Genomic DNA, 22870 nt, shown 5'->3' with positions numbered 1-22870 from the left:
GAAATTCAAGCACGGTTCAGACGTGGGCCGTACGCCGCCTGCGTGCGAGGTGGAGCGCGCCCGCGCCGGCCGCGATCACGACACCGGAGGTGGTGAGCAGGGCCCCGGCCGGGATCTCGGCCCCGGTGTCGGCGAGGTTGCCGCCGACGGAGCCGCCCCCGGCCGAACCGCCGCCCGAACCGCCGCCCGCGGTGCCGCCCGTACCGCCGGCGCTCCCTCCGGCGGTTGCGCCGGAGCTGCCGCCGGCGCTGCCGCCCGTGGCCCCGCCGTTGATGCTGCCGCCCGTGGACGGCAGGGTCGCGTCCTTGTCCACCGCCACCGCGAAGGTGAGCGGGTCGATCGCGTCGCCGGCCTTGTACATGGAGCCGGTGGTGTCGTTGGCGAAGGCGGCCGCGCCGTCGGCGGTGAAGGCCGCGGGTACGGCGTTCAGCGACAGCACGCCGTTCTTGGTCTTGTAGTCGGTCTTCGACAGGTCGAGCGTGGCGAAGGCGACGCCCGTCCTGCTGCCGGCGGAGTTCTTGACGTCGACGTAGAGGGTGCCGGTCCTTCCGGTGGTGTCGACGCGGGGGTTGGCGAAGGTCATGTCGATGCCGTGGGCTGCGTACTGGAAGCGGAGGTTGCCCTCGAAGGAGGCGTTCAGCTTCTGCTTCGCCACGTCCAGCTCGCCCTTGCCGAAGGCGAAGTCGAAGAGGTCGCCGTTCTTGGCGGCGCCGCCGGCGGGGGTGATCGAGCCCGCGCCCAGCACGTACCGGCGGAAGGACTCCTTCACGCCCCACGTCAGCTTGCCGTTGAGGGCCTTCTGCGTCCCGTCGGCCGGCGGGGCGGGGTCCTTGGTGGGGGTCGGCTTCGTCGGGGTCGGCTCGGGGGCCGGGGGCTCCTCGAACTTCAGGCTCGCGGTGAGCGGGTCGCCGGCCCTGCCCTCGTAGCCCGGGGAACCGAGTGCGTCCGCGGCCTCCTTGGTGAGGGTCGTCGCGAGGCCTGTCATCGACTGGCCGGCGAAGGCCACCGTGGCCAGCGGCACGTCCTGGGCCGTGGCGCCGGACTTGGTGACGTCCGCGGTCAGCTTCTGGGTACCGGTGTCGATCCGGATGTCGGAGAGCTTGACCTCGAAACCGTGGCCGGTCGGCGGGGCGGGCGAGGAGAAGGTGACGCTGCCCTTGAAGGCCGCCTTCACCACGTGGCCGCCGGCCGGGTCGTACTGGCCGGTCGGCTCGACGAACCGCAGGGTGCCGTCCGCGTTCTGCCGGGCGCCGTCGGCGACGGTGATGGTGCCCTTGGCCATGCCGGTCACGTAGGCGCGGTAGCTGGCGAGGACGCCCCAGTCGAGGGAACCTCCGACGATCTTCACCGGCCCGGTCGGGGGGCGGCCCGCGGCGGTGGCCGGCAGTGCGGAGGCGGTGGCGCCGAGTGCGGCGGCGGTCAGGACGGCGGCCGCGAGGGAGATCGGGCGGCGGATGGACGACATGGCGGGAACTCCTGGGAGAGGGAAGGGGAAGGGGGTGGTTCGCTACTTCGGCGCGTCTGCGGACTGGGCGTCCTGCCCGTCGGCATCCGCACCGGCCCCGGCCGGTGCGGGCGCCTTCGCCCCCGGCCCATCCGGTCCGTCAGACGCCCCCGGCGCGGATCCCGTCGCCGGGTCCGAGCCCGGGACCGGGACCGAACCCGGAGCGGACTTCGCGGCCGGAGGCGGGGCGGAAGACCGCGCCGGCTCTGTGGCAGGGGCCCCGGCGGCGGAGCCGGAGGCCGGGGTCGGGGTGGGCACCGGGGCGGCGGGAGCCGCACCGGCAGCGGGGGCGGAGACAGCGGCCGTTGGGGCTGCCGTACGGCGCTTGCGGGACATCAGGAGGGCTCCGGCGCCGGCCGGCAGCAGGACGGCCGCGGCCAGGCCGGCGTAGAGGCCGGTGCTCGAGGACGAGCCCGACTCCGCGGCGGGGGCGGGTTCGCCCGCCGACGGTGCGGGAGCGGGCGCGGTCGACGGCGAGGCCGTGGAGCCCAGGTCGGGCAGGGCCGGCAGCTTCGCGGTCGCGTCGAGGGCGACGGCGAGCGAGACGGGGTCCATCTCGGTTCCCGCCTTGTACAGGGAGTTGAAGGCGTGGGAGCCGCCCTCGGTGAGGGTGGCCGGGGCCTCGGTCAAAGTCACCAGCGCGCCCTCGCTCTTGAGGCCCTTGGCATCGAACTCCACCAGCGCGACGGCGTTCTTCGTCGTGCCCGCGGTCGTGACGTCCGCGGACAGCACGCCCTTGCCGTTCTCCACCTTCACGCCCACTTTGCCGAGCGTCAGGTCCAGGTGGGTGCCGGTGAACCGGACGGTGCCGGCGAAAGCGGCCTCAAGAGTGCCTTTCTGGCCGTCGTACGCACCCTTGCCCTGCGGGAATCGGAACAGCGCGCCGCCGTCCCGGGCCCCCTCGGCCAGGGTCCACTTGCCCCGGCCGATCGAGCCGGTGACGTACTCCCGGAAGGTGCGGCGCACCCCCCAGTCGACGGCGGCGTCGGTGAAGGTGCCCGGCGCCTGCGACGCCTGGGCCGTGGCGCTCGGCCGCGGGGCCACCGGCGGCGAGGACTCCGCGGCCGGGGCCGTCTTCACGTCGGCGGACAGGGATGCGGACAGGGAGAGGGGATCGAGCTGTGCACCGGCCGGGTAGTAGCCGGCGAACGCCCGGGCGCCCTGGGCGGTGAGGGTGACCGGGATGTTCGTGAGGGTCAGCGGGGTGGCGCCGCCCTTCATGTTGATCCCGCCGACGCCCAGCGTCGCGAAGGGCACCTGGCTCTGGTTGCTGACCGTGCCGGTGTCCTTGGCCTTGCTGGAAACGTCCACGTACAGCGTCCCGCCGCCATCGCCGATCTTGACAGTGGGGCGGCTGACGGTCATGTCCAGCTCGTACACGCCGTCGGACTTCTGATGACCCTGGAACGTGACTCCGCCCGTGTACGAGGCTTCGAACGTGCCCGTCCCCGGGTCGTAGGAGCCGGTCGCCGAATGGAAGCGGAACAGGCTTCCGCCGACCGTGGCGGCTCCGCTCTTCAGCTTGAAACCGCCTTTTGCCACCGGGCCGGTGACATAACTCTGGAAGGACGACTTGACGCCCCAGTCCAGCCGGCCCCCCTGTACGGCGCCCGCGTGAGCGGCACTCGCCGGCAGCAGGGCCCACAACAGGCCCGCCAGCAGGGCGAGGGTGAGCGTACGGACGGGTCTCGCGGGCATGAATGCCCCCTCCAGATCTGCCAAGTAAGGTTAGGCTAACCTAAGCTAACCGGGACCGGATGAAAACCCCCGGCCCCAAAACCCCAGTCGGACGATCAGGACGGTGCTTCGTGCCTACGACCGCCGCGTCACACCGCTTTCCCCGCCTCGCAGTTGCCGTGGCAGCACTGGCATTCGCGCTGACGGCCTGCGGAGGTACGGCCACCCCTTCGGGCTCATCCGCCCCCGCGCCCGCCGCCGCCCCGGACCGGGTGGAGCCACTCGCCGCGACGCCACAGCCCGACCTGCCGGCGACCGTGGCCTCGGCCGACGGCACGCGGGTCACCGTCGCGTCCGCCGACCGGGTGATCCCGCTGACCGGCAGCCTCAACGAGATCGTCCACACCCTCGGCCTCGGCAAGCAGGTCGTGGCCCGGGACATCACCGCCACGTTCGAACAGGCCGCCGTGCTGCCGGTGGTGACACGCGGCCACGACGTCTCCGCCGAGAGCGTGCTCTCCCTCCGCCCCACGCTCGTCCTGGCGGAGACCACCACGGGCCCCGCCGAAGCGGTCCAGCAGATCCGCGACGCCGGCATCCCGGTCCTCGTCGTCGCTCCCGCCAAGGGGCTGGACGACGTACCGAAGCGGATCGACACCGTGGCCGCCGCACTCGGCGTCAAGGACGCCGGCACGCAGCTGAACCAGCGCACCGCGGAGCGAATCGCCGCCGCCCGCGGGAACGTTCCCGCCGCCACGGGCAAACAGCCCCGGGTGGCCTTCCTCTACCTCCGCGGCACCGCCTCCGTCTACCTGCTGGGCGGCTCGGACTCCGGAGCTGCCTCACTCCTCGAAGCGGCCGGCGCGGTCGACACCGGCAAGGAGTCCGGCCTCGGCAAGGACTTCACCCCCATCACCAGCGAGGCCCTGGCGGCCGCCGCCCCCGACGCGATCCTGGTCATGTCCAAGGGCCTCGAATCGGTCGGCGGCATCGACGGCCTGGTGAAGATCCCGGGCGTCGCCCAGACCCCGGCGGGCATGGACCGCCGCGTGGTCACGGTCGACGACGGCGTCCTCCTCAACTACGGCCCCCGCACGGACCAGGTCCTCTCCTCCCTGATCACCCAGCTCTACGGCAAGGGAGCCTGAGGTGGCCCTCTCGCAGGAATCCGCCGGGGCCGGGAGGGTGTCGGGGCGATCCCCGCAGGGCGCCGAACGCACCGCCGACGCACGGTCCGACCCCGAGCACCGTTCGGCGCCCCAGGAGACGCCCCGGCGCGCGCCCGGCCCCACCAAAGCCACCGCCCCCGGCGAAGCCCCCGCGACCACGCACGACCCCGCCAAGCCCGCCCGGCCGGCCAAGCCCGCCGCAGGCGTACGGCGCAGCCGGAAGGCGCTCTGCCTCACCCTCGCCCTCCTCACCACCCTGCTCCTCCTCGCCCTGATCTCGGCCGGCACCGGCGCCTACCGCATCCCCACCGCCGACGTACTCGCCTCCGCCCAGCACCGCCTGGGCCTCGGCGGTGCACCGCTCGACCGCGTCGGCGAGAGCGTGCTGTGGAACGTCCGCCTCCCCCGCGTCGTGCTCGCGCTGCTCGTGGGCGCCGGCCTCGGCTGCGCGGGCGCGCTCATGCAGGGCGTCTTCGGCAACCCCCTCGCCGAGCCCGGCGTCATCGGCATCTCGGCGGGCGCCGCCGTCGGCGCGGTCGCCGCCATCGGTCTGGGCCTCCGCTTCTTCGGCAACTGGACCGTCACCGTCTGCGCGTTCGTCGCCGGGCTGATCACCGTCAGCGCGGTCTACCTCCTCTCCCGCAGCGGCGGGAAGACCGAGGTCGTCACGCTCATCCTCACCGGCATCGCCGTCAACGCCTTCGCCGGCGCCCTCATCGGCCTGTTCGTGTTCTTCGCGGACAGCGGCCAGGTCAACCAGATCACCTTCTGGCAGCTGGGCTCCCTCGCCCAGGCCACCTGGCCCAGGGTGCTCGCGGTCCTCCCCTGCGCCGCCGCCGGCCTGCTCATCGCCCCCTTCTACGCCCGCCGGCTCGACCTCCTCTCCCTCGGCGAGCGGCCCGCCCGCCACCTCGGCATCGACGTCGAACGCCTGCGCCTCGCCCTGATCCTGGTCGTCGCGCTGCTGACGGCGGCCGCCGTGGCCGTCGCCGGCGTCATCACCTTCATCGGCCTGCTCGTCCCGCACCTGCTGCGCATGGCCAACGGTCCCGGCCACCGCTTCCTGGTCCCCGGCAGCGCCCTCGCCGGCGCTGTGGTCCTGGTCGCCGGCGACCTCGCCGCCCGGAACCTCGCCCATCCCGCCGAGCTCCCCCTCGGCGTTCTGACCGCCCTGATCGGCAGCCCCTTCTTCTTCTGGCTGCTGCGTCGCACCCGCCGCAAGCAAGGAGGCTGGGCGTGACCCGTACACCCCCCACCCCCACCACCCGCACCGCGGCCACGCCGGCCCGTTTCCTCTCCCGCGGCCGCCGCACCGTCCCGGCCCGGCCGCTCCCCGGCACGGCCCTCGCCGAAGCCGTCGGCCTGCACGTCCGGCTCGGGCAGCGCGACGTGCTCGCCGGCATCGAACTGACCGCCCGCGCGGGGGAGGTGCTGGCCCTGGTCGGCCCCAACGGCGCGGGCAAGTCCACCCTGCTGGGTGCACTCGCCGCCGACCTGCCCGCCGCCTGCGGCGAGGTGCGGATCGACGGCCGCCCGGTCGGTGACTGGAGCGCCGCCGACCTGGCGCTGCGGCGCTCCGTCCTGCCCCAGTCGGCCGCGCTGTCCTTCCCCTTCCCGGTGGAGGACGTCGTACGGATGGGCCGCGCGCCCTGGGCCGGCACCCCCTTCGCCGACGCGGACGAGGAGGCCGTGGCCACCGCGATGTCCGCCGCCGAGGTCACCGGGTTCGCCGGGCGCCCCTTCTCCGCGCTCTCCGGCGGCGAGCGGGCCCGGGTCGCGCTGGCCCGCGTACTGGCCCAGCGGGCCCCGCTGCTCCTGCTCGACGAGCCGACCGCCGCCCTCGACCTGCGCCACCAGGAACTCGTGCTGCGCATCTGCCGGGAGCGGGCCGCGGCCGGGGACGCGGTCGTCGTCGTCCTGCACGACCTGGGGCTGGCCGCCGCCTACGCGGACCGGGCCGCCGTCCTGCACGACGGGCGGATCGCCGCGGACGGCCCGCCCGCCGAGGTGTTCGAGGACGCCCTCCTCAGCCGCGTCTACCGCCAGCCCGTCGAGGTGCTCCCTCATCCGCGCACGGGGGCCCCGCTGGTGGTCCCCGTACGCGCCGCGCACGCCAACCGCATGCCGGACGGTCTGCCCTCTTGACCCCCGCTTGACCGCCCCATGGGCTCGTCGTGTGGGGTCCGTGACGCCTCTGTGTCCGGGGCCGGAACGTGAGAGCTGAATCACTGCACGAGGGGGTATGGGTCAAGTAAGGCTCGGTTAAGTTAGGTCCGCCTCACCGGCCTCTCCCCCATGGGACGGCCCTCGCCCGACGCCCAGGAGCCCCCTATGCGCCCCGCCCGCCTCACCGTCGTCGCCACCTCCGTGGTGGCCGCCCTGACCGTCGTCACCGGCTGCTCCGAGAAGAGCGACAAGGGCGACGACGCGATCCGCGTGGCGGCTTCCGACAACGCCTGCGACGTGTCGAAGACGGAGTTCCCGGCCGGCAAGGTGCAGATCGACGTCGAGAACAAGGGCTCCAAGGTCACCGAGGTCTACGTCCTCTTCCCGGACGCCCGCATCGTCACCGAGCGCGAGAACATCGGCCCGGGGACCAAGGCGTCCATCACCGCCGAGATCAAGGCGGGCGACTACGAGATCGTCTGCAAGCCCGGCATGAAGGGCGACGGCATCGCCAAGAAGGTCAAGGCGACCGGCGCCCAGGACGGCGGCGTGAAGCGCAGCCCCGAAGCGGACGCCGCCGTGGCCGCCTACCGCGCGTACGTCGTCGCGCAGGCCGAGGAGACCCTCCCCAAGGCGCAGGCCTTCGCGGACGCGGTCAAGGCCGGCGACGTCGAGGCCGCGAAGAAGGCGTACGCGCCCTCCCGCATCGGCTGGGAGCGCACCGAGCCGGTCGCCGAGTCCTTCGGCGACATCGACCCGAAGGTCGACGTCCGCGAGGACGGCCTGGAGGCCGGCCAGGACCCGGCGAAGGACTGGACGGGCTGGCACCGCCTGGAGAAGTCCCTGTGGGCCGACAACAAGATCGACGACAACGACAAGAAGCTCGCCGACACCCTGATCACGGACCTGACCGACTGGCAGAAGAAGGTCGGCCAGGCGGAGATCACCCCCACCTCGATCGCCAACGGCGCCAAGGAACTCCTCGACGAGGTCGCCACCGGCAAGGTCACCGGTGAGGAGGAGCGTTACTCCCACACCGACCTGGTCGACTTCAAGGCCAACGTCGAGGGCGCGCAGAAGGCGTACGAGCTGCTCAAGCCGATCGCCGAGAAGAACGACCCGGAGCTGTCCAAGCAGCTGGACACCCAGTTCGCCGCCCTGAACACCCTTCTGGACAAGTACCGCGCCGACAAGGCCTCCTACGAGTTCACCTCGTACGACAAGGTCGGCGAGGCCGAGCGCAAGGAGCTCTCGGACGGCGTGAACGCGCTCGCCGAGCCGCTCTCCAAGCTCGCCGCCGCGGTCGCCAAGTAGCGGCCCACCGGGAAGCAGACGGAATCAGACGGGAGTAGACGATGACCGAGCCGGACGCGGCCTCCGGACAGCCCCAGCAGGACGGCGGCGGCCCCGCCGCGGCCCGCGGGGCCGCCCCCTCCCGACGTGCGGTGCTCGGCTGGGGCGGGGCCGGGCTCGCGCTCGGTGCCGCCGCTGCCGGCGGTGCGGCCGCGGCCTTCGGCGGCGGCTCGGACATGGTGTCGGCGGCGGCCGCCGGCGCGGCCGTGCCCTTCCACGGCGAGCACCAGGCCGGTATCGCGAGCGCCGTGCAGGACCGCCTGCACTTCGCGGCCTTCGACGTGAAGACGAAGGACCGCGCGGAGCTGGTCAAGCTCCTGAAGGAGTGGACCGCGGCGGCCCGCCTGATGACGGCGGGCCTCCCGGTCGGCGACGTGTACGAGGGCCTGCCGGAAGCCCCGCCGACCGACACCGGCGAGGCCCTGGGCCTGAAGCCCTCCCGGCTCACCCTGACCGTCGGTTTCGGGCCCGGGCTGTTCGCCAAGGACCGGTTCGGGCTGGAGGGCAGGCGCCCCGAGGCGCTGGTGGACCTGGAGCTCTTCCCCGGTGACAACCTGGACCCGGCCCGCTCCGGCGGCGACCTGTGCGTCCAGGCCTGTGCCGACGACCCGCAGGTCGCCGTGCACGCCATCCGCCAGCTGGCCCGGATCGGCTTCGGCCGGGTCGCGGTGCGCTGGTCGCAGCTCGGCTTCGGCAAGACCTCCTCGACGACGCCGGACGAGCAGACCCCGCGCAACATGATGGGCTTCAAGGACGGCACCCGGAACATCTCCGGTACCGACCGGGCGGCCCTGGACAAGCACGTGTGGGTCGGCGCGGGCGACGGCAGCGACTGGCTGACGGGCGGTTCCTACCTGGTGGCGCGCCGGATCCGGATGAACATCGAGACCTGGGACCGGACCCCGCTGCAGGAGCAGGAGGACATCTTCGGTCGCGACAAGGGCGAGGGCGCCCCCGTGGGCAAGTCCAAGGAGCGCGACGAGCCCTTCCTGAAGGCGATGAAGCCGGAGGCACACGTCCGCCTCGCGCACCCGGACACCAACAACGGTGCGACGATCCTGCGGCGCGGCTACTCCTTCACCGACGGCACCGACGGCCTCGGCCGCCTCGACGCGGGCCTGTTCTTCCTCGCCTACCAGCGTGACGTCCGCACGGGCTTCGTCCCGATCCAGCGGAACCTGGCGAAGTCCGACGTCCTCAACGAATACATCCAGCACGTGGGTTCGGCCGTCTTCGCCGTCCCGCCGGGGGTCCGCGACAAGGACGACTGGTGGGGCCGGACGCTGTTCGCCTAAATCCGCCGGAGAGGAAGAACCAACGTGTTCGGCAACTATCTGATCGGCCTGCGCGAGGGGCTGGAGGCCGGCCTGGTCGTCTGCATCCTCGTCGCGTACCTGGTGAAGACGGACCGCCGGGACGCCCTGCGTCCGGTGTGGCTCGGCATCGGGATCGCGTGCGCGCTCTCGCTCACCTTCGGCGCGCTGCTCGAATTCGGCTCCCAGGAGCTGACGTTCGAGGCGCAGGAGCTGCTGGGCGGCAGCCTGTCGATCATCTCGGTGGGGCTGGTGACGTGGATGGTCTTCTGGATGAAGCGCACCGCGCGGCACCTGAAGGCCGAGCTGCACGGCAAGCTCGACTCGGCGCTCGCCATGGGCACCGGCGCCCTGGTCGCGACCGCCTTCCTGGCGGTCGGCCGGGAGGGCCTGGAGACCGCGCTGTTCGTGTGGGCGTCGGTACGGGCCAGCGGCGAGGGCTCTTCGGCGCCGCTGGCCGGGGTGCTGCTGGGCATCGCGACGGCGATCGTGCTGGGGTACCTGTTCTACCGGGGCGCCGTGCGGATCAACCTGGCGAAGTTCTTCCGGTGGACCGGCGCGATGCTGGTGGTCGTGGCCGCGGGCGTGCTCGCGTACGGCGTCCACGACCTCCAGGAGGCCCGCTTCCTGGGCGGCCTGAACGACAGGGCCTTCGACATCAGCACGGCCGTCCCGCCGGACAGCTGGTACGGGACCCTGCTCAAGGGGGTCTTCAACTTCCAGCCGGACCCGACCGTCCTCCAGCTGGCCGTGTGGGCGCTGTACGTGGTCCCGGTGCTGGTGCTGTTCTTCGCCGAACGCGGCGGCCGCCGCCCGGCGAGCACCCCCACGCCCTCCGACGCCCCGAACGCCGCCCCCGCCGCCTGACGGTTCATCAGAGCCGGTAGACGCTCCCGGGGTGGAGCGGGACCCGCACGCCGGTGAAGGCCTCGCGGTCCCCGGCCCGGGGCGTCGGTGAAGAAGGCCGCCATCACCGCCTTGTCGAAGCCGGGGGCGTCGGTGGCCAGCGGCTCCTCGGGGGTGCCTGTCGACGAGGACGTGCCGGGCAGCGGCGCGAAGCCGGCCGCCTCGTAGAACGGCGCGAGGGGCCGGTCGCAGCTGAACAGCGCCAGGTCCGCGGCCCGGTCCGCCGCCAGTTCCGCCAGGGCGGCGGCCACCAGCCGCCCCCGAGCCCCTGGCCGCGCACCGCGGTCCGCGTCACGACGGAGCTCAGCCCGGCGGCGCGGTACGTGCGCCCCGCCAGCGGGATCTCCTTGTACAGCAGCGCCAGGGCGGCGGCAACCGTCCCGTGCCGGTCCACCAGCAGCAGGGCGCGGGGTTCGAGCGCGATCATGACCCGGGGTGCAGCCTGGCCAGGCCTCCGCTTCCAGGTCGGCGACCTGGACGGCCGGCGCGGCGGGCACGTCGGCCTCGGCGAAGCCGACCACCCGCAGCTCCGCGCTCACCCTGCGGCTCCACGCATGGCGGGCGGACGCGCCGCCGCCGCGGCTCCGCGCCGGACCCCGCGCCTCGAACGCCGGCGGGGCGGAGAAGGGCGGGCGCCTTCCTCGCGGCGGAACCAGTCCTGCCGGCGATTGAGGCGCGGGGGTTCGAGGGCAGAGCCCCCGGCCTTCGCGCCGTGCAGGGCCTCGTGCCGGACGGGTGCGCTCACGCCATGCGAACGGCCGTGCCGCCGACGCGGACGCGGGGGTCGCCCGCGTGCAGTGCGACCGTGAGGACGCCCGGGCGGCCCATGTCCGCGCCCTGGTGGAGGGTCAGCTCGGCCTCGTCCGGAACCAGGCCGAGCTCCCGGGCGTACGCGCCGAAGGCGGCCGCCGCGGCCCCCGTCGCCGGGTCCTCGACGACTCCGCCGACCGGGAACGGGTCGCGAACGTGGAACTCCGCCGGGCCCGCGCGGTGCACCAGCTGGACCGTGGTGAGGTCCAGGCGCCGCATCAGCGCCTCCAGGCGGGCGAAGTCGTAGTCGAGGTCCGCGAGGCGGGCCCGGGTGGCGGCGCCGAGCACCAGGTGGCGGGCTCCGGCGTAGGCGATCCTCGGCGGGAACGCCGGGTCGAGGTCGGCCCGCGGCCAGTCCAGCGCGGCGAGGGCCTCGGCGAGGTCGGCGGCGCCGATCTCCTCGGTGTGCGGCTCGACGCTGGTCAGCGTGGCCCGCAGGCGGCCGTCCTCGGCGGTGACCGACACCGGAACGGTGCCCGCCCGGGTGGCGAGGAGGAGGTCACCGGGCCCGATCCGCTCCGCCAGCGCGACGGCGGTGGCGATGGTGGCGTGTCCGCAGAAGGGGACCTCCGCCTTCGGGCTGAAGTAGCGCACGGTGAAGGAGCGGCCCTCCTGCCCTCCGAGCCCCTCCGGCGGGCCGGTGAGGAAGGCCGTCTCGCTGTAGCCCAGCCCGGCGGCGATCTCCAGCATCGCGGCGTCGTCCAGCCCGGAGGCGTCGAGCACGACCCCGGCGGGGTTGCCGCCGTCCGGGTCACTGGAGAAGGCGGTGTAGCGCAGTACGTCGGTATCGGTCATACGGTCATGATCGACGCCCGCCCCACGCGGTGGCAACGGAGATCCAGGGGCGGCGGAGGCCCGGGGCTGCGGAGGCCCATCCGGGGCTGCGGAGGTCCGGGGCTGTGGAGATCCGGGAAGGGCTCAACCGCGGCCGATGTACGGCATGGACGTGGCCATCACCGTCGCGAACTGCACGTTCGCCTCCAGCGGCAGCTCGGCCATGTGCAGGACCGTGCGGGCCACGTCGGCGGCGTCCATGACCGGTTCGACGGCCAGCTGCCCGTTGGCCTGGAGGATTCCGGTCTGCATCCGCTCGGTCATCTCGGTCGCCGCGTTGCCGATGTCGATCTGGCCGCAGGCGATCCGGTACGGCCGCCCGTCCAGCGACAGGGACTTCGTCAGGCCGGTCATCGCGTGCTTGGTCGCGGTGTAGGCGATCGAGTTCGGCCGGGGCACGTGGGCGGAGACGGACCCGTTGTTGATGATGCGGCCGCCCTGCGGGTCCTGCCGCTTCATCTGCCGGAAGGCGGCCTGCGCGCACAGGAAGGAGCCGGTCAGGTTGACGTCCACGACGGAGCGCCAGGCCTCGTAGGTGATGTCCTCCAGCGGGACGCCGCCGGGCCCGAAGGTGCCCGCGTTGTTGAAGAGCAGGTCGAGGCGCCCGTACCGGGCGCGCACTGACTCGAACAGCCGAGTCACGTCGTCCGGGTCGCTCACGTCGGCCCGCACGCACAGCACGTCGGCGTCGGCCCCGGCCGCGGCGGCGGTCTCCTCCAGCGGTTCGGCCCGGCGGCCGGCCAAGGCCACGGCCCATCCCGCCCCGGCCAGGGTCAGGGCCACGGAGCGGCCGATTCCGGAGCCGGCGCCGGTCACCACGGCGATCTTCTTCGTACGTTCGTCCATGGGGCCGCAGGGTACGTCACAGCGCGCTCCGGTCCCCGGACGTTCCGATTGCTGAGAGCATGGGTCGGCCAGGGGTGCATAAGAGCAGATGAGAAGACTGGAGTACCGCATGTCGGAGAGAGGCCCCGCGACGGCACCCTCGCACGACTCGTCGCCCGAATCGCCCTCCGCGTCCACCACCGCGCCCCTGAAGGCAGCACGCCGTACGAGCCTGCTCGTCACCTTCATACTCGGCGGGCTCACCGCCCTCCCCCCGCTCTCCATGGACATGTACCTGCCGGCCCTGCCGCAGGTCACCGACGCCCTGAAGAGCCCCGCCGCGACGATCCAGCTGACCCTCACCGCCTGCCTCGCCGGCATGGCGCTCGGCCAGCTCGTCATCGGCCCGATGAGCGACAGGTGGGGCCGCCGCCGCCCCCTGCTCGCCGGCATGGCCGTCTACGTCCTGGCCACCGCGATCTGCGCCCTCGCCCCGACCGCCGAGCTGCTGATCTCCTTCCGGCTGCTCCAGGGACTGGCCGGGGCCGCGGGTGTCGTCATCGCGCGCGCCGTCGTACGCGACCTGTACGACGGCGAGGAGATGGCCCGCTTCTTCTCCACCCTGATGCTCATATCCGGGGCCGCCCCGATCGTCGCGCCGCTCATAGGCGGCCAGGTGCTGCGCTTCGCCGACTGGCGGGGCGTCTTCGTCGTCCTGACCGGCGTCGGCACGGTCCTCACCCTGATGGTCTGGCGCGGCCTCGGCGAGACCCTGCCGCCCGAGCGGAGGCACACCGGCGGCGTCGGTTCCGCGCTGCGGACCATGCGCGGGCTGCTCGGCGACCGGGTCTTCACCGGCTACACCCTGACCGGCGGCTTCGCCTTCGCCGTCCTCTTCTCCTACATCTCCGCCTCCCCCTTCGTGGTGCAGGAGATCTACGGGGCCTCGCCCCAGACCTTCTCCCTGCTCTTCGGGCTGAACTCCGTCGGCCTGATCCTCGTCGGGCAGATCAACGGCAAGCTGCTGGTCGGCCGGGTGCGCCTGGACAGGGTGCTGGCCGTCGGCCTCGCGGTCGTCCTGGCCTCCGCGGTGTCCCTGCTGCTGATGACCACGGGCCTCTTCGGTGAGGTCGGGCTGATCCCCGTCGCCACCGCGCTGTTCGTCCTCATGTCGGCGATGGGCGTCGTGCTGCCGAACACCAACGCGCAGGCGCTGATGCGGACCCCGCACGCGGCCGGATCGGCCTCCGCGCTGCTCGGCACCTCCTCGTTCCTGATCGGCGCGATCGCCTCGCCGCTGGTGGGCATCGCGGGCGAGGACACCGCCGTTCCGATGGCAGTGGTGCAGCTGGTGTGCGCGGTGCTCTCGACGAGCTGCTTCCTGGCCCTGTGCCGGCCGTGGCAGGGCGCCTCCCGCCCCGCCGGCCTCTGAGGCGCACAGACGCGGGGCGCGGGTCCGGCGCGGCCCGGGCGGCGGGGGCGCATTCGCCCGCGGCGTAAACTTCGCAGGTGAACGCCTCCGCCCCCACCACCGCCGAGACCCTCCGCAGCACGCTCGGCGGGCTGCTCGACGGACTCCCGCCCAAGCAGGCCTCGGCCGCCGTCGAGCGGCTCATCGCCAGCTACCGGGGGCGGACCCCCACCGACGCGCCCGTACTGCGCGACCGCTCGGACGTCGTGGCGTACGCGGCCTACCGCATGCCGGCCACCTTCGAGGCGGTACGGGCCGCCCTGGACGCCCTGGCCGAGGCGGCGCCCGGCTGGGCGCCGGCCTCGCACGTGGACGTGGGCGGCGGCACCGGCGCCGCGACCTGGGCGGTGGACGCCACCTGGGACGGCCCCCGGCAGACCACGGTGCTGGACTGGGCGGAGCCGGCGCTGGCCCTCGGCCGGGAGCTGGCGGCGGCCTCCGGCTCGCCCGTGCTGCGCGGCGCCCAGTGGCGGCGGGCCGTCATCGGCGCCGGGATGGCCGTCCCCGACGCCGACCTGGTGACGGTGTCGTACGTACTCGGCGAGCTGACCGGGCAGGCCCGCACGGCCGTCGTCGCCGAGGCGGCGCGGGCCGGCCGGGCGGTGGTGCTGATCGAGCCGGGCACGCCGGAGGGGTACCTGCGCATCCGCGAGGCCCGCGACCAGCTGATCGCGGCCGGACTGCGGGTCGCCGCGCCCTGCCCGCACGACGGGACCTGCCCCATCGAGGTCGGCCAGGACTGGTGCCACTTCTCGGCGCGGGTCAGCCGCTCCTCCCTGCACCGGCAGGTCAAGGGCGGCTCGCTCCCGTACGAGGACGAGAAGTTCAGCTACGTCGCCGCGACCCGCTTCCCGGTGGAGCCGGCCGCCTCCCGGATCACGCGCAAGCCGCAGATCCGCAAGGGTCTCGTCCTGCTGGAGCTGTGCGGCCCCGAGGAGGGCGACGGGGCAGGCCTGACCCGGGTCAACGTGACCAAGCGCCACGGCGGCCTCTACAAGGCCGCTCGGGACGCCGACTGGGGCCAGGCCTGGCCGCCGCCCCCGGAGGGCCGGATCCGGGCACGCCCTGCGGAGACGCCTTAGGTCGTGTCGTGAGGGTCCCGCCCGGCCGGCGGGGCCTGCCCCGCCCTTCGGGCGGCCGGCGCTACTTCGACGACACTTCCTGGGGCCGCAACTCCTGGGTGCAGCACTTCACGCTGCCGCCGCCCTTGAGCAGTTCCCCGAGGTCCATCGGGACCGGTTCGAAGCCCCGGTCCCGCAGCGGGCCGAACAGCCCGGTGGCCGCCTGCGGGAGCAGCACGTGCCGGCCGTCGGACACCGCGTTCAGGCCGAGGGCGGCCGCGTCCCGGCCGTCGGCGATCAGCGCGTCGGGGAAGAGCCGCCGCAGCACGCCCTGGCTGCCGGGCGAGAAGGCGTCGGGGTAGTACATGACCTCGTCGCCGTCGAGGACGCTGAGCGCGGTGTCCAGGTGGTAGTAGCGCGGGTCGACCAGGTCGAGCCCGATCACGGGGCGGCCGAAGAACTCCTGGGCCTCGGAGTGCGAGAGCGGGCTGGAGCGGAAGCCGCGGCCGGCGAGGACGAAGCTCGCCGTGACGGCGAAGTCGCCCTCGCCCTCGTTGACGTGGGCGGGCTCGTGGACGTCCTGGTAGCCGTGGTCGCGGAACCATTCGAGGTGGATCCGGGCCTCCGGGGCCCGTTCCGGGTAGGCGAACCGGGCCCCGAGGACCCGGCCGTCGACCACCAGCGCCCCGTTCGCCGCGAACACCATGTCGGGCAGTGCGGGATCGGGTACGAGGGTCTCGACGGTGTGGCCCAGGGACAGGTACCGGTCCCTGAGGTCTTCCCACTGGGCCTGGGCGAGGGGCAGGTCAACCGGTTTCGTGGGATCCATCCACGGGTTGATGGAGTACGTGACCTTGAAGTGTGCGGGTGGGCACATCAGATAGCGCCGGGGTGTGGCGTCTCTGCGCAAAGAAGGCTCCTCACGACTTTCACGACTCGGGACGAGTGCTGGAAGGAATCGTCTCTCCTGGACCGGTACGGCGCAGTGGACCGATGGGGTGGTTTACGAAAATGAGGGACGCCGCGGAAGCCGAGGAGACGAGACGTCTCGCTGCGATACTTGCGGGCATGACCAAGACCCCTGACGCCACGCGCCGCAGCGACCGTTCCCGGCGCGCCATCCTCGACGCCGCGCTCGCCCTGGTCGGAGAGGTCGGCTACAACAAGCTGACCATCGAGGCCATCGCCGCCCGCGCCGGCGTCGGCAAGCAGACCATCTACCGCTGGTGGCCCTCGAAGGCGGCCGTCCTCCTCGAAGCCTCCCTCGCCCTCGCCGGGGACGCGGAGGCGGACGCCGAGTGGACCGGCTTCCCCGACACCGGGGACCTCGCCGCCGACCTGAAGTACGTACTGCGGGCGACGGTCGACGAGTTCAACGACGAGAAGTACGAGGCCCCCGCACGCGCCCTGACCGCGGCCGGAGCCACCGACCCCGAGCTCGGCGCCCGCTTCACCGAGCAGTTGCTGGAGCCGCAGCTCGCCCTGTACGAAGCCCGGTTGCGCACGGCGCGCGAAGCCGGCCAGCTCGCGCCCGACACGGATCTGCGGCTGACGGTCGAGATGCTGCTCGGGCCGCTGACGTACCGCTGGCTGCTGCGCACCGCGCCCCTCACGCACGCGTACACCGACTCACTGGTGGACGGGGTGCTCGGCGGGGTGGCAAACGTCACCGCCCGCTAGCCGCCCGACAACCTGCGTTCACCCGGGAATGTTTGCCCCGATTCGGTGGGTATGTTGGCGTTGGCACTCACCCAACCCCGGCCCCCCGGTCATCGAGAGCGGTCACCCGGGGCCCAGGATGGTGGGACCATGTGAAGGTCTGCCGGGGCAACGGTGAGGTGAGGGGATAGATGGGGTCTGAGTCCGGCCGCGTCAAACGCGGCGAGCAGAGCAGGATTTCCCAGTGGCTGCGCCGGCGGCAGAAACCCACCGCCGAGGACCCCGCACGAGAACGCGAGGCGCTCCTCCTGGCCGTCTCCGCCGCCGGTCTGCCGCTCGCCCCCGCCGCCCATCCCGCCGGCTACCGATGTTCGTGCGACCGCATCGGCTGTCCGACCCCGGCCCGACATCCGGTCTCCTTCGCCTGGCAGACGCAGTCGACCACCGACCGCGCGCAGATCGAGCGGTGGGCGCGCAACGAGCCCGACGCCAACTTCATCACCGCGACCGGCATGGTCCACGACGTGCTCGACGTCCCGCTGGAAGCCGGCGCCGCCGCCCTCGCGCGGCTCCTGGAGGCCGGCATCAAGGTCGGCCCCGTCGCCGAATCGGGCGGCAACGGCGACCAGGCCCGGATGCTCTTCTTCACCGCCACCCGCGGCACTCCCGAGGACGAGGACGAGTGGTGGCCGTGCGCGCTGGACTGCCACCCCGAGACGATGGACGAACACCCGGGCCTGCGCTGGCACTGCCGCGGCAGCTACGTCCTGGTCCCACCGGCGGCCCTCCCCGGCGACCAGGCGGTGACCTGGATCCGCGGCATGGAGCACCCCCTCCCGGACCCGCTCACCCTCCTGGAAACCCTGACCGACGCCTGCGCCGCGTATGCGGACACCTCCGACCGCGCCCCTGCCACGGTGGCCTGGCCGCTGGGACGTTGAGGCGCGGGGCGCCGAGGGCCGTGCCCCCGGCCACGGCCACGGCGCGTCAGTGGTGGATCTGCGTCACGACCACGTCGAGGGACCAGGCCCGCCCCGCCTTCGCGGGGGCTTCCGTCTCGACGGCGTAGCCCAGGTCCCGCAGGGCCGTCACCAGCTCGGCCGGCGAGCCGGGCACGGCCCCCGCCACCAGCAGGTCCCGGACCAGGCGGCCCTTGGTCGCCTTGTTGAAGTGGCTCACCACGGACCGCTTCTCCACGCCGTCCACCAGCTGCGAGTGCAGCACCCGTACGGTCGCGGTCCGGCCCGCGACCTCACCCTTCGGCTTCCACGCGGTCGCGTACGCCGCCGAACGAAGGTCCAGTACCAGCCCGTCCGCGGCGGCCGCGGGCAGCACCTCGGCCATCGGCCCGCGCCAGTACGCGCCGAGCGCGCCCAGCCCCGGAAGCTTCACGCCCATCGAGCAGCGGTACGAGGGGATCCGGTCGGTGACCCGCACCGCACCCCACAGCCCCGAGAAGACCAGGAGCGCATCCTCGGCGGTCGCCCGCGCCGCCTCGGGCAGATCGGCCAGGCCCAGCGCGTCGTAGAGCACGCCGGTGTAGATCTCCCCCGCCGGGCGGGCGGCCGCCGAGCGCAGCTCCGCGTTCTTGGCGACCTCGCCGCGCAGGCCCTCGCTCAGACCCAGTACCTCACGGGCCGTGAGCTCGTCGCCCGCGCACAGCTCGACCAGCTCCTCCAGCACCGCCGCCCGGGCCGGCGCCAGCCCGGGCAGCGACAGCTCCCGCGGCTCCAGCGGTGCGCCGGAACCGCCGGCGGCCTTTCCCTCGGAGGGCGGCAGCAGCACGAGCACGGTGGTTCTCCTTCAATACGACACGACGCAGGGGATGCGGCCCCCCGGCCAGCCTAGACGCCCGCCCGGCCCCGCCCGGCTACGCCCGCCGGCGCAGGGCCGGGACCAGGGTGCGGGGGTCGTCGGCGCGGAAGCGGACGGTGCGGGCCGTCGCGCGGGCGCCGAGCGTAGAAGCCCTGCCGTTGCGGCAAGGTCAAGCGGCGACGGCACAGCCGGTAACATGGGCGCCACGGCAGACGAGTCGGCCGGGCGGCCGCGTCGGGACCCCAGGGTCCCGCCGAGGAACGTCCGGGCTCCACAGGGCAGGGTGGTGGGTAACGCCCACCCGGGGTGACCCGCGGGACAGTGCCACAGAAAACAGACCGCCGGGGGCTTCGGCCTCCGGTAAGGGTGAAACGGTGGTGTAAGAGACCACCAGCGCCTGGGGTGACCCAGGCGGCTAGGTAAACCCCACCCGGAGCAAGGTCAAGAGGATCCGTCCCCGGACGGGTCTGCGCGAACGCTTGAGGGCTGCCCGCCCGAGTTCGCGGGTAGACCGCACGAGGCCGGCGGCAACGCCGGTCCTAGATGGATGGCCGTCTCCCCGGCGACCGCGAGGTCACCGGGCGACAGAACCCGGCGTACAGGCCGGCTCGTCTGTCCATCCCCCGCCCCGAACCGGGCTCCTCCGGTCCGGGGCGTCGCCGTACCGTCCGCCGGATTTCCGTCGGTCGGTGCCGACACCTGTCGGTGGTCCGCATGATGCGGCACTCTCAGCTCATGAGCGACCACCCCGCCAGCGCGGCCGCGGCTGCCGCGCGCATGCGCGACCTGGCCGAAGCGACCGCCGGTCCGCGCGACGCCTACGCGAGCCCCGCCGAGATCGCTTCCGTGACCGGGAGCCTGCTCGACGTCGCCCGCCACCTCCAGGACGTGCTGAGCCATCTGGAGCGCCACATCGGGCGGACCGACGACGGTGACTGGGCCGCCCCGGACGGAGCACGGCCCCGCCCCAACCCGCGGCAGGCGCGCGGCGCCGTCCAGTCCGCCCAGGCCCAGGCCCGGAACATGGTCCGCTCCCTGGACCGGGCGGTGGAGGCCCTCGGCCGCCCCGAGCCCGCGCCCTGACCGCCGTCGGCGGGGCCTACCGCAGGTGCGAGGTGTCGTTCAGGAGACGGACCGAGGCGTTGCCGTCCGCGTAGTAGGCCACCGCCGAGAGGGACGCCGCCGAGAGTTCCATGCGGAACAGGGACTCCGGCGGGGCCCCGAGCGCGAGGCGGACCAGGATCTTGACCGGGGTCACGTGGGTGACCAGCAGGACCGTGCGGCCCGCGTGTGCGGCCAGCAGCCGGTCGCGGGTCGCCGAGATCCGGCGGGTGGCGGCCGCGAAGCTCTCCCCACCGCCGGTGGGGGCGGCCTTCGGGGAGTCCAGCCAGGCCTGCAGGTCGTCCGGGAAGCGCTCCTGCACCTCGGCGAAGGTCAGGCCCTCCCAGGCGCCGAAGTCCACCTCGCGCAGGCCCTGTTCGACCGTCACGTCGAGGCCGAGGCGGTCGGCGACGGCCTGCGCGGTCTCCCGGCAGCGCAGCAGCGGGGAGCTGATGACCGTCTGGACGGTGCCGCGCGCGGCGAGCGCCTCGGCGACGGCCGCCGCCTGGCGGCGGCCGGCCGGGGACAGCTCGGGGTCGCTGCCGCCGCTTCCGGAGAACCGCTTCTGCGGGGTGAGCGCGGTCTCGCCGTGGCGCAGCAGCACGAACGTGGCCGGCGCCCCCATGTCGGGGGCCCAGCCCTGCCCGCCCGCGGGGGCGGTGGCCGTCCGCTCCTGATCGGCCTGATCGGCCCGGCCGGGCGCCGGTGCCGCCGACGGGACCGGTCCGGCCGTACCGGGGCCGGGCTCCGCGAAGAGGGTGTCGGCCCCTGCCTCGGCGAAGAGGGTGTCGGCCCCTGCCTCCGCGGACACCGGCGCGGTGGCCGACGTACGAGGTGGCATCCCGGTCGGCGTGTCGGCGCGGGCGATGCCGCGGGCGGCCGCGGTGTCCGGGCCGGACCGGGCGGCGGCCAGGGCCGCCCGCGCCGCCGCCGCACCCGCGGCGGCGTCACCGGGCGGACCCGACGGGGCCGGGCGGGCCGACGGGGTCGTGAAGGCGGCCGAGGAGGCCGACGGCTCCCACTGCTCGCCGCGCTTGCCCGCGTCCATCGCCTCGTTGGCGAGCCGGTCCGCGTGCTTGTTCCGCTCGCGCGGGATCCACTCGTACGTGACCTGCGCGCGCGGCAGGATGCGCGCGGCCTCGGCCGCGAGCGGCTTCATGTCCGCGTGCTTGATCTTCCAGCGGCCCGACATCTGCTCGACGACGAGCTTGGAGTCCATCCGGACCAGGACCACCGCGTCGGGCGCGAGGTCACGGGCCGCCGTGAGCCCGGCGATCAGGCCCTTGTACTCCGCCACGTTGTTCGTCGCGACGCCGATGTACTCGGCGCGTTCGGCCAGCGTCTCGCCAGAGGCCGGGTCGAGGACGACGGCGCCGTAGCCCGCGGGTCCCGGGTTGCCCCGGGACCCGCCGTCCGCCTCCACGACGAAACGCGGCATCAGATGCCCGAGTCGGCCGTACGGACCAGGATGCGGCCGCAGTTCTCGTGACGGACGACCTGGTCGCGGGCCGTGGCCTTGATCTCGTTGACCTCGGCCATGTCCAGCTCCAGCCGGCAGCCCTCGCAGCGGCGCTGGTAGAGGCGCGCCGCGCCGACCCCGCCCTGCTTGACGCGGATCTTCTCGTACAGGGCCATCAGGTCGGCCGGCATGGAGGTGACGATCACCTCGCGGTCCTTGGTGACCTTCGCGACCTCGGCGTCGATCTCGGCGGTGGCCGCGTCACGGCGGGTGGTGGCGTCCGCGACCTTCGTCTCCAGGCCGGAGACGCGCTCGGTCAGCTCCGACACGCGTTCCTGCGCGGCCTCCAGGCGCTCCATGACTTCGAGGACCACGTCCTCCAGGTCGCCCTGGCGCTTGGCGAGGGAGACGACCTCGCTCTGCAGGTTCGCCAGGTCGCGGGCCGAGATGCCCACGCCGGAGTCGAGCCGCTGCTGGTCGCGGACCGCGCGCTGGCGCACCTGGTCGACGTCCTGCTCCGCCTTGGTCTGCTCGCGGGCCGTGTCGCTCGCCTGGGTCTGGGCGGCGACCAGCAGGTCGCGCTGCTGCGTCAGGTCCTTGGTGAGCGTGTCGAGCTCGGCGTGCTCGGGCAGCGACTTGCGCTTGTGGGCGAGCTGAGACAGCCGGACGTCCAGGGCCTGGACATCGAGAAGTCGGATCTGGTCGGCGGGCTCGGCGTTCAGTTGGGGGCTCCAGAGATAGAAGGGGAGGGTACGGACGGCGCGTGCACCGTCCACGGGTCGGTGACCGTGCGCGAGACGTGGGTGCGCAGACCCCAGCCGTGGCGCTCGGAGATCGCGTCGAGCTGCGCGGCGGCCTGCTCGCACCAAGGCCATTCGGTGGCCCAGTGGGCGGCGTCGACGAGGGCCAGCGGGCTCTGCTCGCGGGCCTCGGACACCGGGTGGTGACGCAGGTCGGCGGTGACGAACGCGTCCACGCCCGCGGCGCGGACCTCGGCGAGGAGGCTGTCGCCGGAGCCGCCGCTGACGGCGACGCGCCGGATCATCGCGTCCGGGTCGCCGGCGACGCGGATGCCCTGGGCGGTCGGCGGCAGCCAGGCCGCACAGCGGGCGGCGAACTCCCGCAGGGGCTCGGGGCGGTCCAGCTCGCAGATCCGGCCGAGGCCGCGGCGGCCTTCGGGGTCGCTCGGGTCCGGCACCAGCGGGCCGGTGATCCGCAGGTCCAGGGCGCCGGCGAGGGCGTCGGAGACGCCGGGGTCGGCGGTGTCGGCGTTGGTGTGGGCGACGTGCAGCGCGATGTCGTTCTTGATCAGCGTGTGCACGACGCGGCCCTTGAAGGTGCCGGCCTCGACCGTGGTGGTGCCCCTGAGATAGAGGGGGTGGTGGGTGACGATCAGGTCGGCACCCAGTTCCACGGCTTCGTCGGCGATCTCCTGGACGGGGTCCACCGCGAAGAGGACCCGGCCGACCTCGGCGTCGGGGTCGCCGCATACGGTTCCGACCGCGTCCCACTGCTCGGCCCGCGAGGGGGGCCAGAGAGCGTCCAGCGCGGCGATGACTTCAGAGAGACGGGGCACGGGCCAAGGCTACCGTCCGTGGCGGCCGGCCCGGTCAGCACCGGTACCTGCGAAGCGGTCCGCCGTCCGCCCGCGGCGCCTGCCTTTCGATGCCGCACAGCACAATCGCACCGCCCATCACAGACGAATCGCCGCCCGGACACCCTTACGTGTGAAGCCGCCTTGGTGGTG

The 22870-nt window shown here is 73.6% G+C and carries 19 protein-coding genes, 1 other RNA gene and 1 pseudogene; 12 read left to right on the top strand and 9 right to left on the bottom strand.

Features of this window, described 5'->3' with window-relative positions; translation table 11 throughout:
• Positions 1-16: 16 nt before the first annotated feature.
• The gene (locus tag ACZ3X1_RS06395; RefSeq protein WP_467277180.1) at positions 17-1465 is read right to left on the bottom strand and encodes an HtaA domain-containing protein; all 1449 of its coding nucleotides are present in this window, start codon (positions 1463-1465) and stop codon (positions 17-19) included.
• Positions 1466-1507: 42 nt separating this feature from the next.
• Positions 1508-3202, bottom strand: a complete 1695-nt coding sequence (locus tag ACZ3X1_RS06390) for an HtaA domain-containing protein (protein WP_467277177.1) — start codon at positions 3200-3202, stop codon at positions 1508-1510.
• A 110-nt stretch (positions 3203-3312) separates the two neighbouring features.
• On the opposite strand from ACZ3X1_RS06390, the gene ACZ3X1_RS06385 reads away from it, so the two are divergent.
• From ACZ3X1_RS06385 to efeU, 6 genes are all read left to right on the top strand, one after another.
• Complete coding sequence (locus tag ACZ3X1_RS06385) at positions 3313-4329, top strand: heme/hemin ABC transporter substrate-binding protein (protein ID WP_467277175.1); 1017 nt, start codon at positions 3313-3315, stop codon at positions 4327-4329.
• A gap of 1 nt (position 4330) precedes the next feature.
• Positions 4331-5590 carry a FecCD family ABC transporter permease gene (locus ACZ3X1_RS06380; protein WP_356814224.1) on the top strand — a complete coding sequence of 420 codons (1260 nt, stop codon included), beginning with the start codon at positions 4331-4333 and terminating at the stop codon, positions 5588-5590.
• The gene (locus ACZ3X1_RS06375) at positions 5587-6495 is read left to right on the top strand and encodes a heme ABC transporter ATP-binding protein (RefSeq protein WP_362627355.1); all 909 of its coding nucleotides are present in this window, start codon (positions 5587-5589) and stop codon (positions 6493-6495) included. The genes ACZ3X1_RS06380 and ACZ3X1_RS06375 overlap by 4 nt, the downstream gene beginning before the upstream one ends.
• Before the next feature lie 186 nt (positions 6496-6681).
• A complete protein-coding gene (gene efeO / locus ACZ3X1_RS06370; protein WP_467277170.1) occupies positions 6682-7830 on the top strand; it encodes an iron uptake system protein EfeO in 1149 nt (382 codons plus the stop codon).
• Positions 7831-7871: 41 nt separating this feature from the next.
• The gene (gene efeB / locus ACZ3X1_RS06365) at positions 7872-9164 is read left to right on the top strand and encodes an iron uptake transporter deferrochelatase/peroxidase subunit (RefSeq protein WP_467277167.1); all 1293 of its coding nucleotides are present in this window, start codon (positions 7872-7874) and stop codon (positions 9162-9164) included.
• 24 nt (positions 9165-9188) lie between these two features.
• Positions 9189-10049: an iron uptake transporter permease EfeU gene (gene efeU / locus ACZ3X1_RS06360; protein WP_467277164.1), complete on the top strand. Its 861-nt coding sequence runs from the start codon at positions 9189-9191 to the stop codon at positions 10047-10049.
• Positions 10050-10829: 780 nt separating this feature from the next.
• Here the strand turns inward: efeU and ACZ3X1_RS06355 are convergent.
• Both ACZ3X1_RS06355 and ACZ3X1_RS06350 read right to left on the bottom strand, forming a co-directional pair.
• Positions 10830-11693: a PhzF family phenazine biosynthesis protein gene (locus tag ACZ3X1_RS06355; RefSeq protein ID WP_390074819.1), complete on the bottom strand. Its 864-nt coding sequence runs from the start codon at positions 11691-11693 to the stop codon at positions 10830-10832.
• 123 nt (positions 11694-11816) lie between these two features.
• A complete protein-coding gene (locus ACZ3X1_RS06350; RefSeq protein ID WP_467277158.1) occupies positions 11817-12578 on the bottom strand; it encodes an SDR family oxidoreductase in 762 nt (253 codons plus the stop codon).
• 109 nt (positions 12579-12687) lie between these two features.
• Here ACZ3X1_RS06350 and ACZ3X1_RS06345 point away from each other — a divergent pair, with 109 nt between their 5' ends.
• Together ACZ3X1_RS06345 and ACZ3X1_RS06340 are read left to right on the top strand one after the other, a co-directional pair.
• The gene (locus ACZ3X1_RS06345; RefSeq protein WP_467277154.1) at positions 12688-13989 is read left to right on the top strand and encodes a Bcr/CflA family multidrug efflux MFS transporter; all 1302 of its coding nucleotides are present in this window, start codon (positions 12688-12690) and stop codon (positions 13987-13989) included.
• 77 nt (positions 13990-14066) lie between these two features.
• On the top strand, positions 14067-15110 hold the full coding sequence (locus tag ACZ3X1_RS06340) for a small ribosomal subunit Rsm22 family protein (RefSeq protein WP_467277152.1): 1044 nt from the start codon (positions 14067-14069) through the stop codon (positions 15108-15110).
• 61 nt (positions 15111-15171) lie between these two features.
• Here ACZ3X1_RS06340 and ddaH read toward each other — a convergent pair.
• Positions 15172-16017, bottom strand: a pseudogene (gene ddaH / locus ACZ3X1_RS06335) (dimethylargininase); the annotation flags it as partial.
• Between the two features lie 140 nt (positions 16018-16157).
• Between ddaH and ACZ3X1_RS06330 the strand changes: the two are divergent.
• Positions 16158-16769 (top strand): TetR/AcrR family transcriptional regulator, encoded by a 612-nt coding sequence (locus ACZ3X1_RS06330; RefSeq protein ID WP_391696885.1) that lies wholly within the window; start codon positions 16158-16160, stop codon positions 16767-16769.
• Positions 16770-16939: 170 nt separating this feature from the next.
• Entirely contained in the window at positions 16940-17689 is a 750-nt protein-coding gene (locus tag ACZ3X1_RS06325; protein WP_467277149.1) for a bifunctional DNA primase/polymerase, read from the top strand.
• Positions 17690-17735: 46 nt separating this feature from the next.
• Here the strand turns inward: ACZ3X1_RS06325 and yaaA are convergent, their stop codons facing one another.
• A complete protein-coding gene (gene yaaA, locus ACZ3X1_RS06320; protein WP_467277146.1) occupies positions 17736-18539 on the bottom strand; it encodes a peroxide stress protein YaaA in 804 nt (267 codons plus the stop codon).
• A 237-nt stretch (positions 18540-18776) separates the two neighbouring features.
• Between yaaA and rnpB the strand changes: the two genes are divergently transcribed.
• Both rnpB and ACZ3X1_RS06310 read left to right on the top strand, forming a co-directional pair.
• Positions 18777-19178: RNase P RNA component class A (gene rnpB / locus ACZ3X1_RS06315), an RNA gene on the top strand.
• A gap of 120 nt (positions 19179-19298) precedes the next feature.
• On the top strand, positions 19299-19646 hold the full coding sequence (locus tag ACZ3X1_RS06310) for a hypothetical protein (RefSeq protein WP_356814241.1): 348 nt from the start codon (positions 19299-19301) through the stop codon (positions 19644-19646).
• 16 nt (positions 19647-19662) lie between these two features.
• On the opposite strand, the gene ACZ3X1_RS06305 is transcribed toward ACZ3X1_RS06310, so the two are convergent.
• The 3 genes from ACZ3X1_RS06305 to ACZ3X1_RS06295 are packed head-to-tail and all read right to left on the bottom strand — an operon-like array spanning position 19663 to position 22699.
• Complete coding sequence (locus ACZ3X1_RS06305; RefSeq protein WP_467277143.1) at positions 19663-21102, bottom strand: bifunctional RNase H/acid phosphatase; 1440 nt, start codon at positions 21100-21102, stop codon at positions 19663-19665.
• Positions 21102-21845 (bottom strand): zinc ribbon domain-containing protein, encoded by a 744-nt coding sequence (locus ACZ3X1_RS06300; protein WP_356814048.1) that lies wholly within the window; start codon positions 21843-21845, stop codon positions 21102-21104. Before ACZ3X1_RS06300 ends, ACZ3X1_RS06305 begins: the two co-directional genes overlap by 1 nt.
• Positions 21842-22699 carry a Nif3-like dinuclear metal center hexameric protein gene (locus ACZ3X1_RS06295; RefSeq protein WP_467277141.1) on the bottom strand — a complete coding sequence of 286 codons (858 nt, stop codon included), beginning with the start codon at positions 22697-22699 and terminating at the stop codon, positions 21842-21844. Before ACZ3X1_RS06295 ends, ACZ3X1_RS06300 begins: the two co-directional genes overlap by 4 nt.
• Positions 22700-22870 lie beyond the last annotated feature (171 nt).

It is taken from the genome of Streptomyces sp. NPDC023541 (assembly GCF_055559995.1).
This window is presented reverse-complemented; position numbering and strand designations above follow the sequence as displayed.

Coding starts and splice junctions, on each gene's coding strand:
- ACZ3X1_RS06325 (WP_467277149.1), top strand. CDS start 16,940: ATGGGGTCTGAGTCCGGCCGCGTCAAACGCGGCGAGCAGAGCAGGATT.
- ACZ3X1_RS06355 (WP_390074819.1), bottom strand. CDS start 11,693: ATGACCGATACCGACGTACTGCGCTACACCGCCTTCTCCAGTGACCCG.
- ACZ3X1_RS06390 (WP_467277177.1), bottom strand. CDS start 3,202: ATGCCCGCGAGACCCGTCCGTACGCTCACCCTCGCCCTGCTGGCGGGC.
- efeB (WP_467277167.1), top strand. CDS start 7,872: ATGACCGAGCCGGACGCGGCCTCCGGACAGCCCCAGCAGGACGGCGGC.
- efeO (WP_467277170.1), top strand. CDS start 6,682: ATGCGCCCCGCCCGCCTCACCGTCGTCGCCACCTCCGTGGTGGCCGCC.
- ACZ3X1_RS06330 (WP_391696885.1), top strand. CDS start 16,158: ATGACCAAGACCCCTGACGCCACGCGCCGCAGCGACCGTTCCCGGCGC.
- ACZ3X1_RS06350 (WP_467277158.1), bottom strand. CDS start 12,578: ATGGACGAACGTACGAAGAAGATCGCCGTGGTGACCGGCGCCGGCTCC.
- ACZ3X1_RS06345 (WP_467277154.1), top strand. CDS start 12,688: ATGTCGGAGAGAGGCCCCGCGACGGCACCCTCGCACGACTCGTCGCCC.
- ACZ3X1_RS06310 (WP_356814241.1), top strand. CDS start 19,299: ATGAGCGACCACCCCGCCAGCGCGGCCGCGGCTGCCGCGCGCATGCGC.
- ACZ3X1_RS06305 (WP_467277143.1), bottom strand. CDS start 21,102: ATGCCGCGTTTCGTCGTGGAGGCGGACGGCGGGTCCCGGGGCAACCCG.
- ACZ3X1_RS06395 (WP_467277180.1), bottom strand. CDS start 1,465: ATGTCGTCCATCCGCCGCCCGATCTCCCTCGCGGCCGCCGTCCTGACC.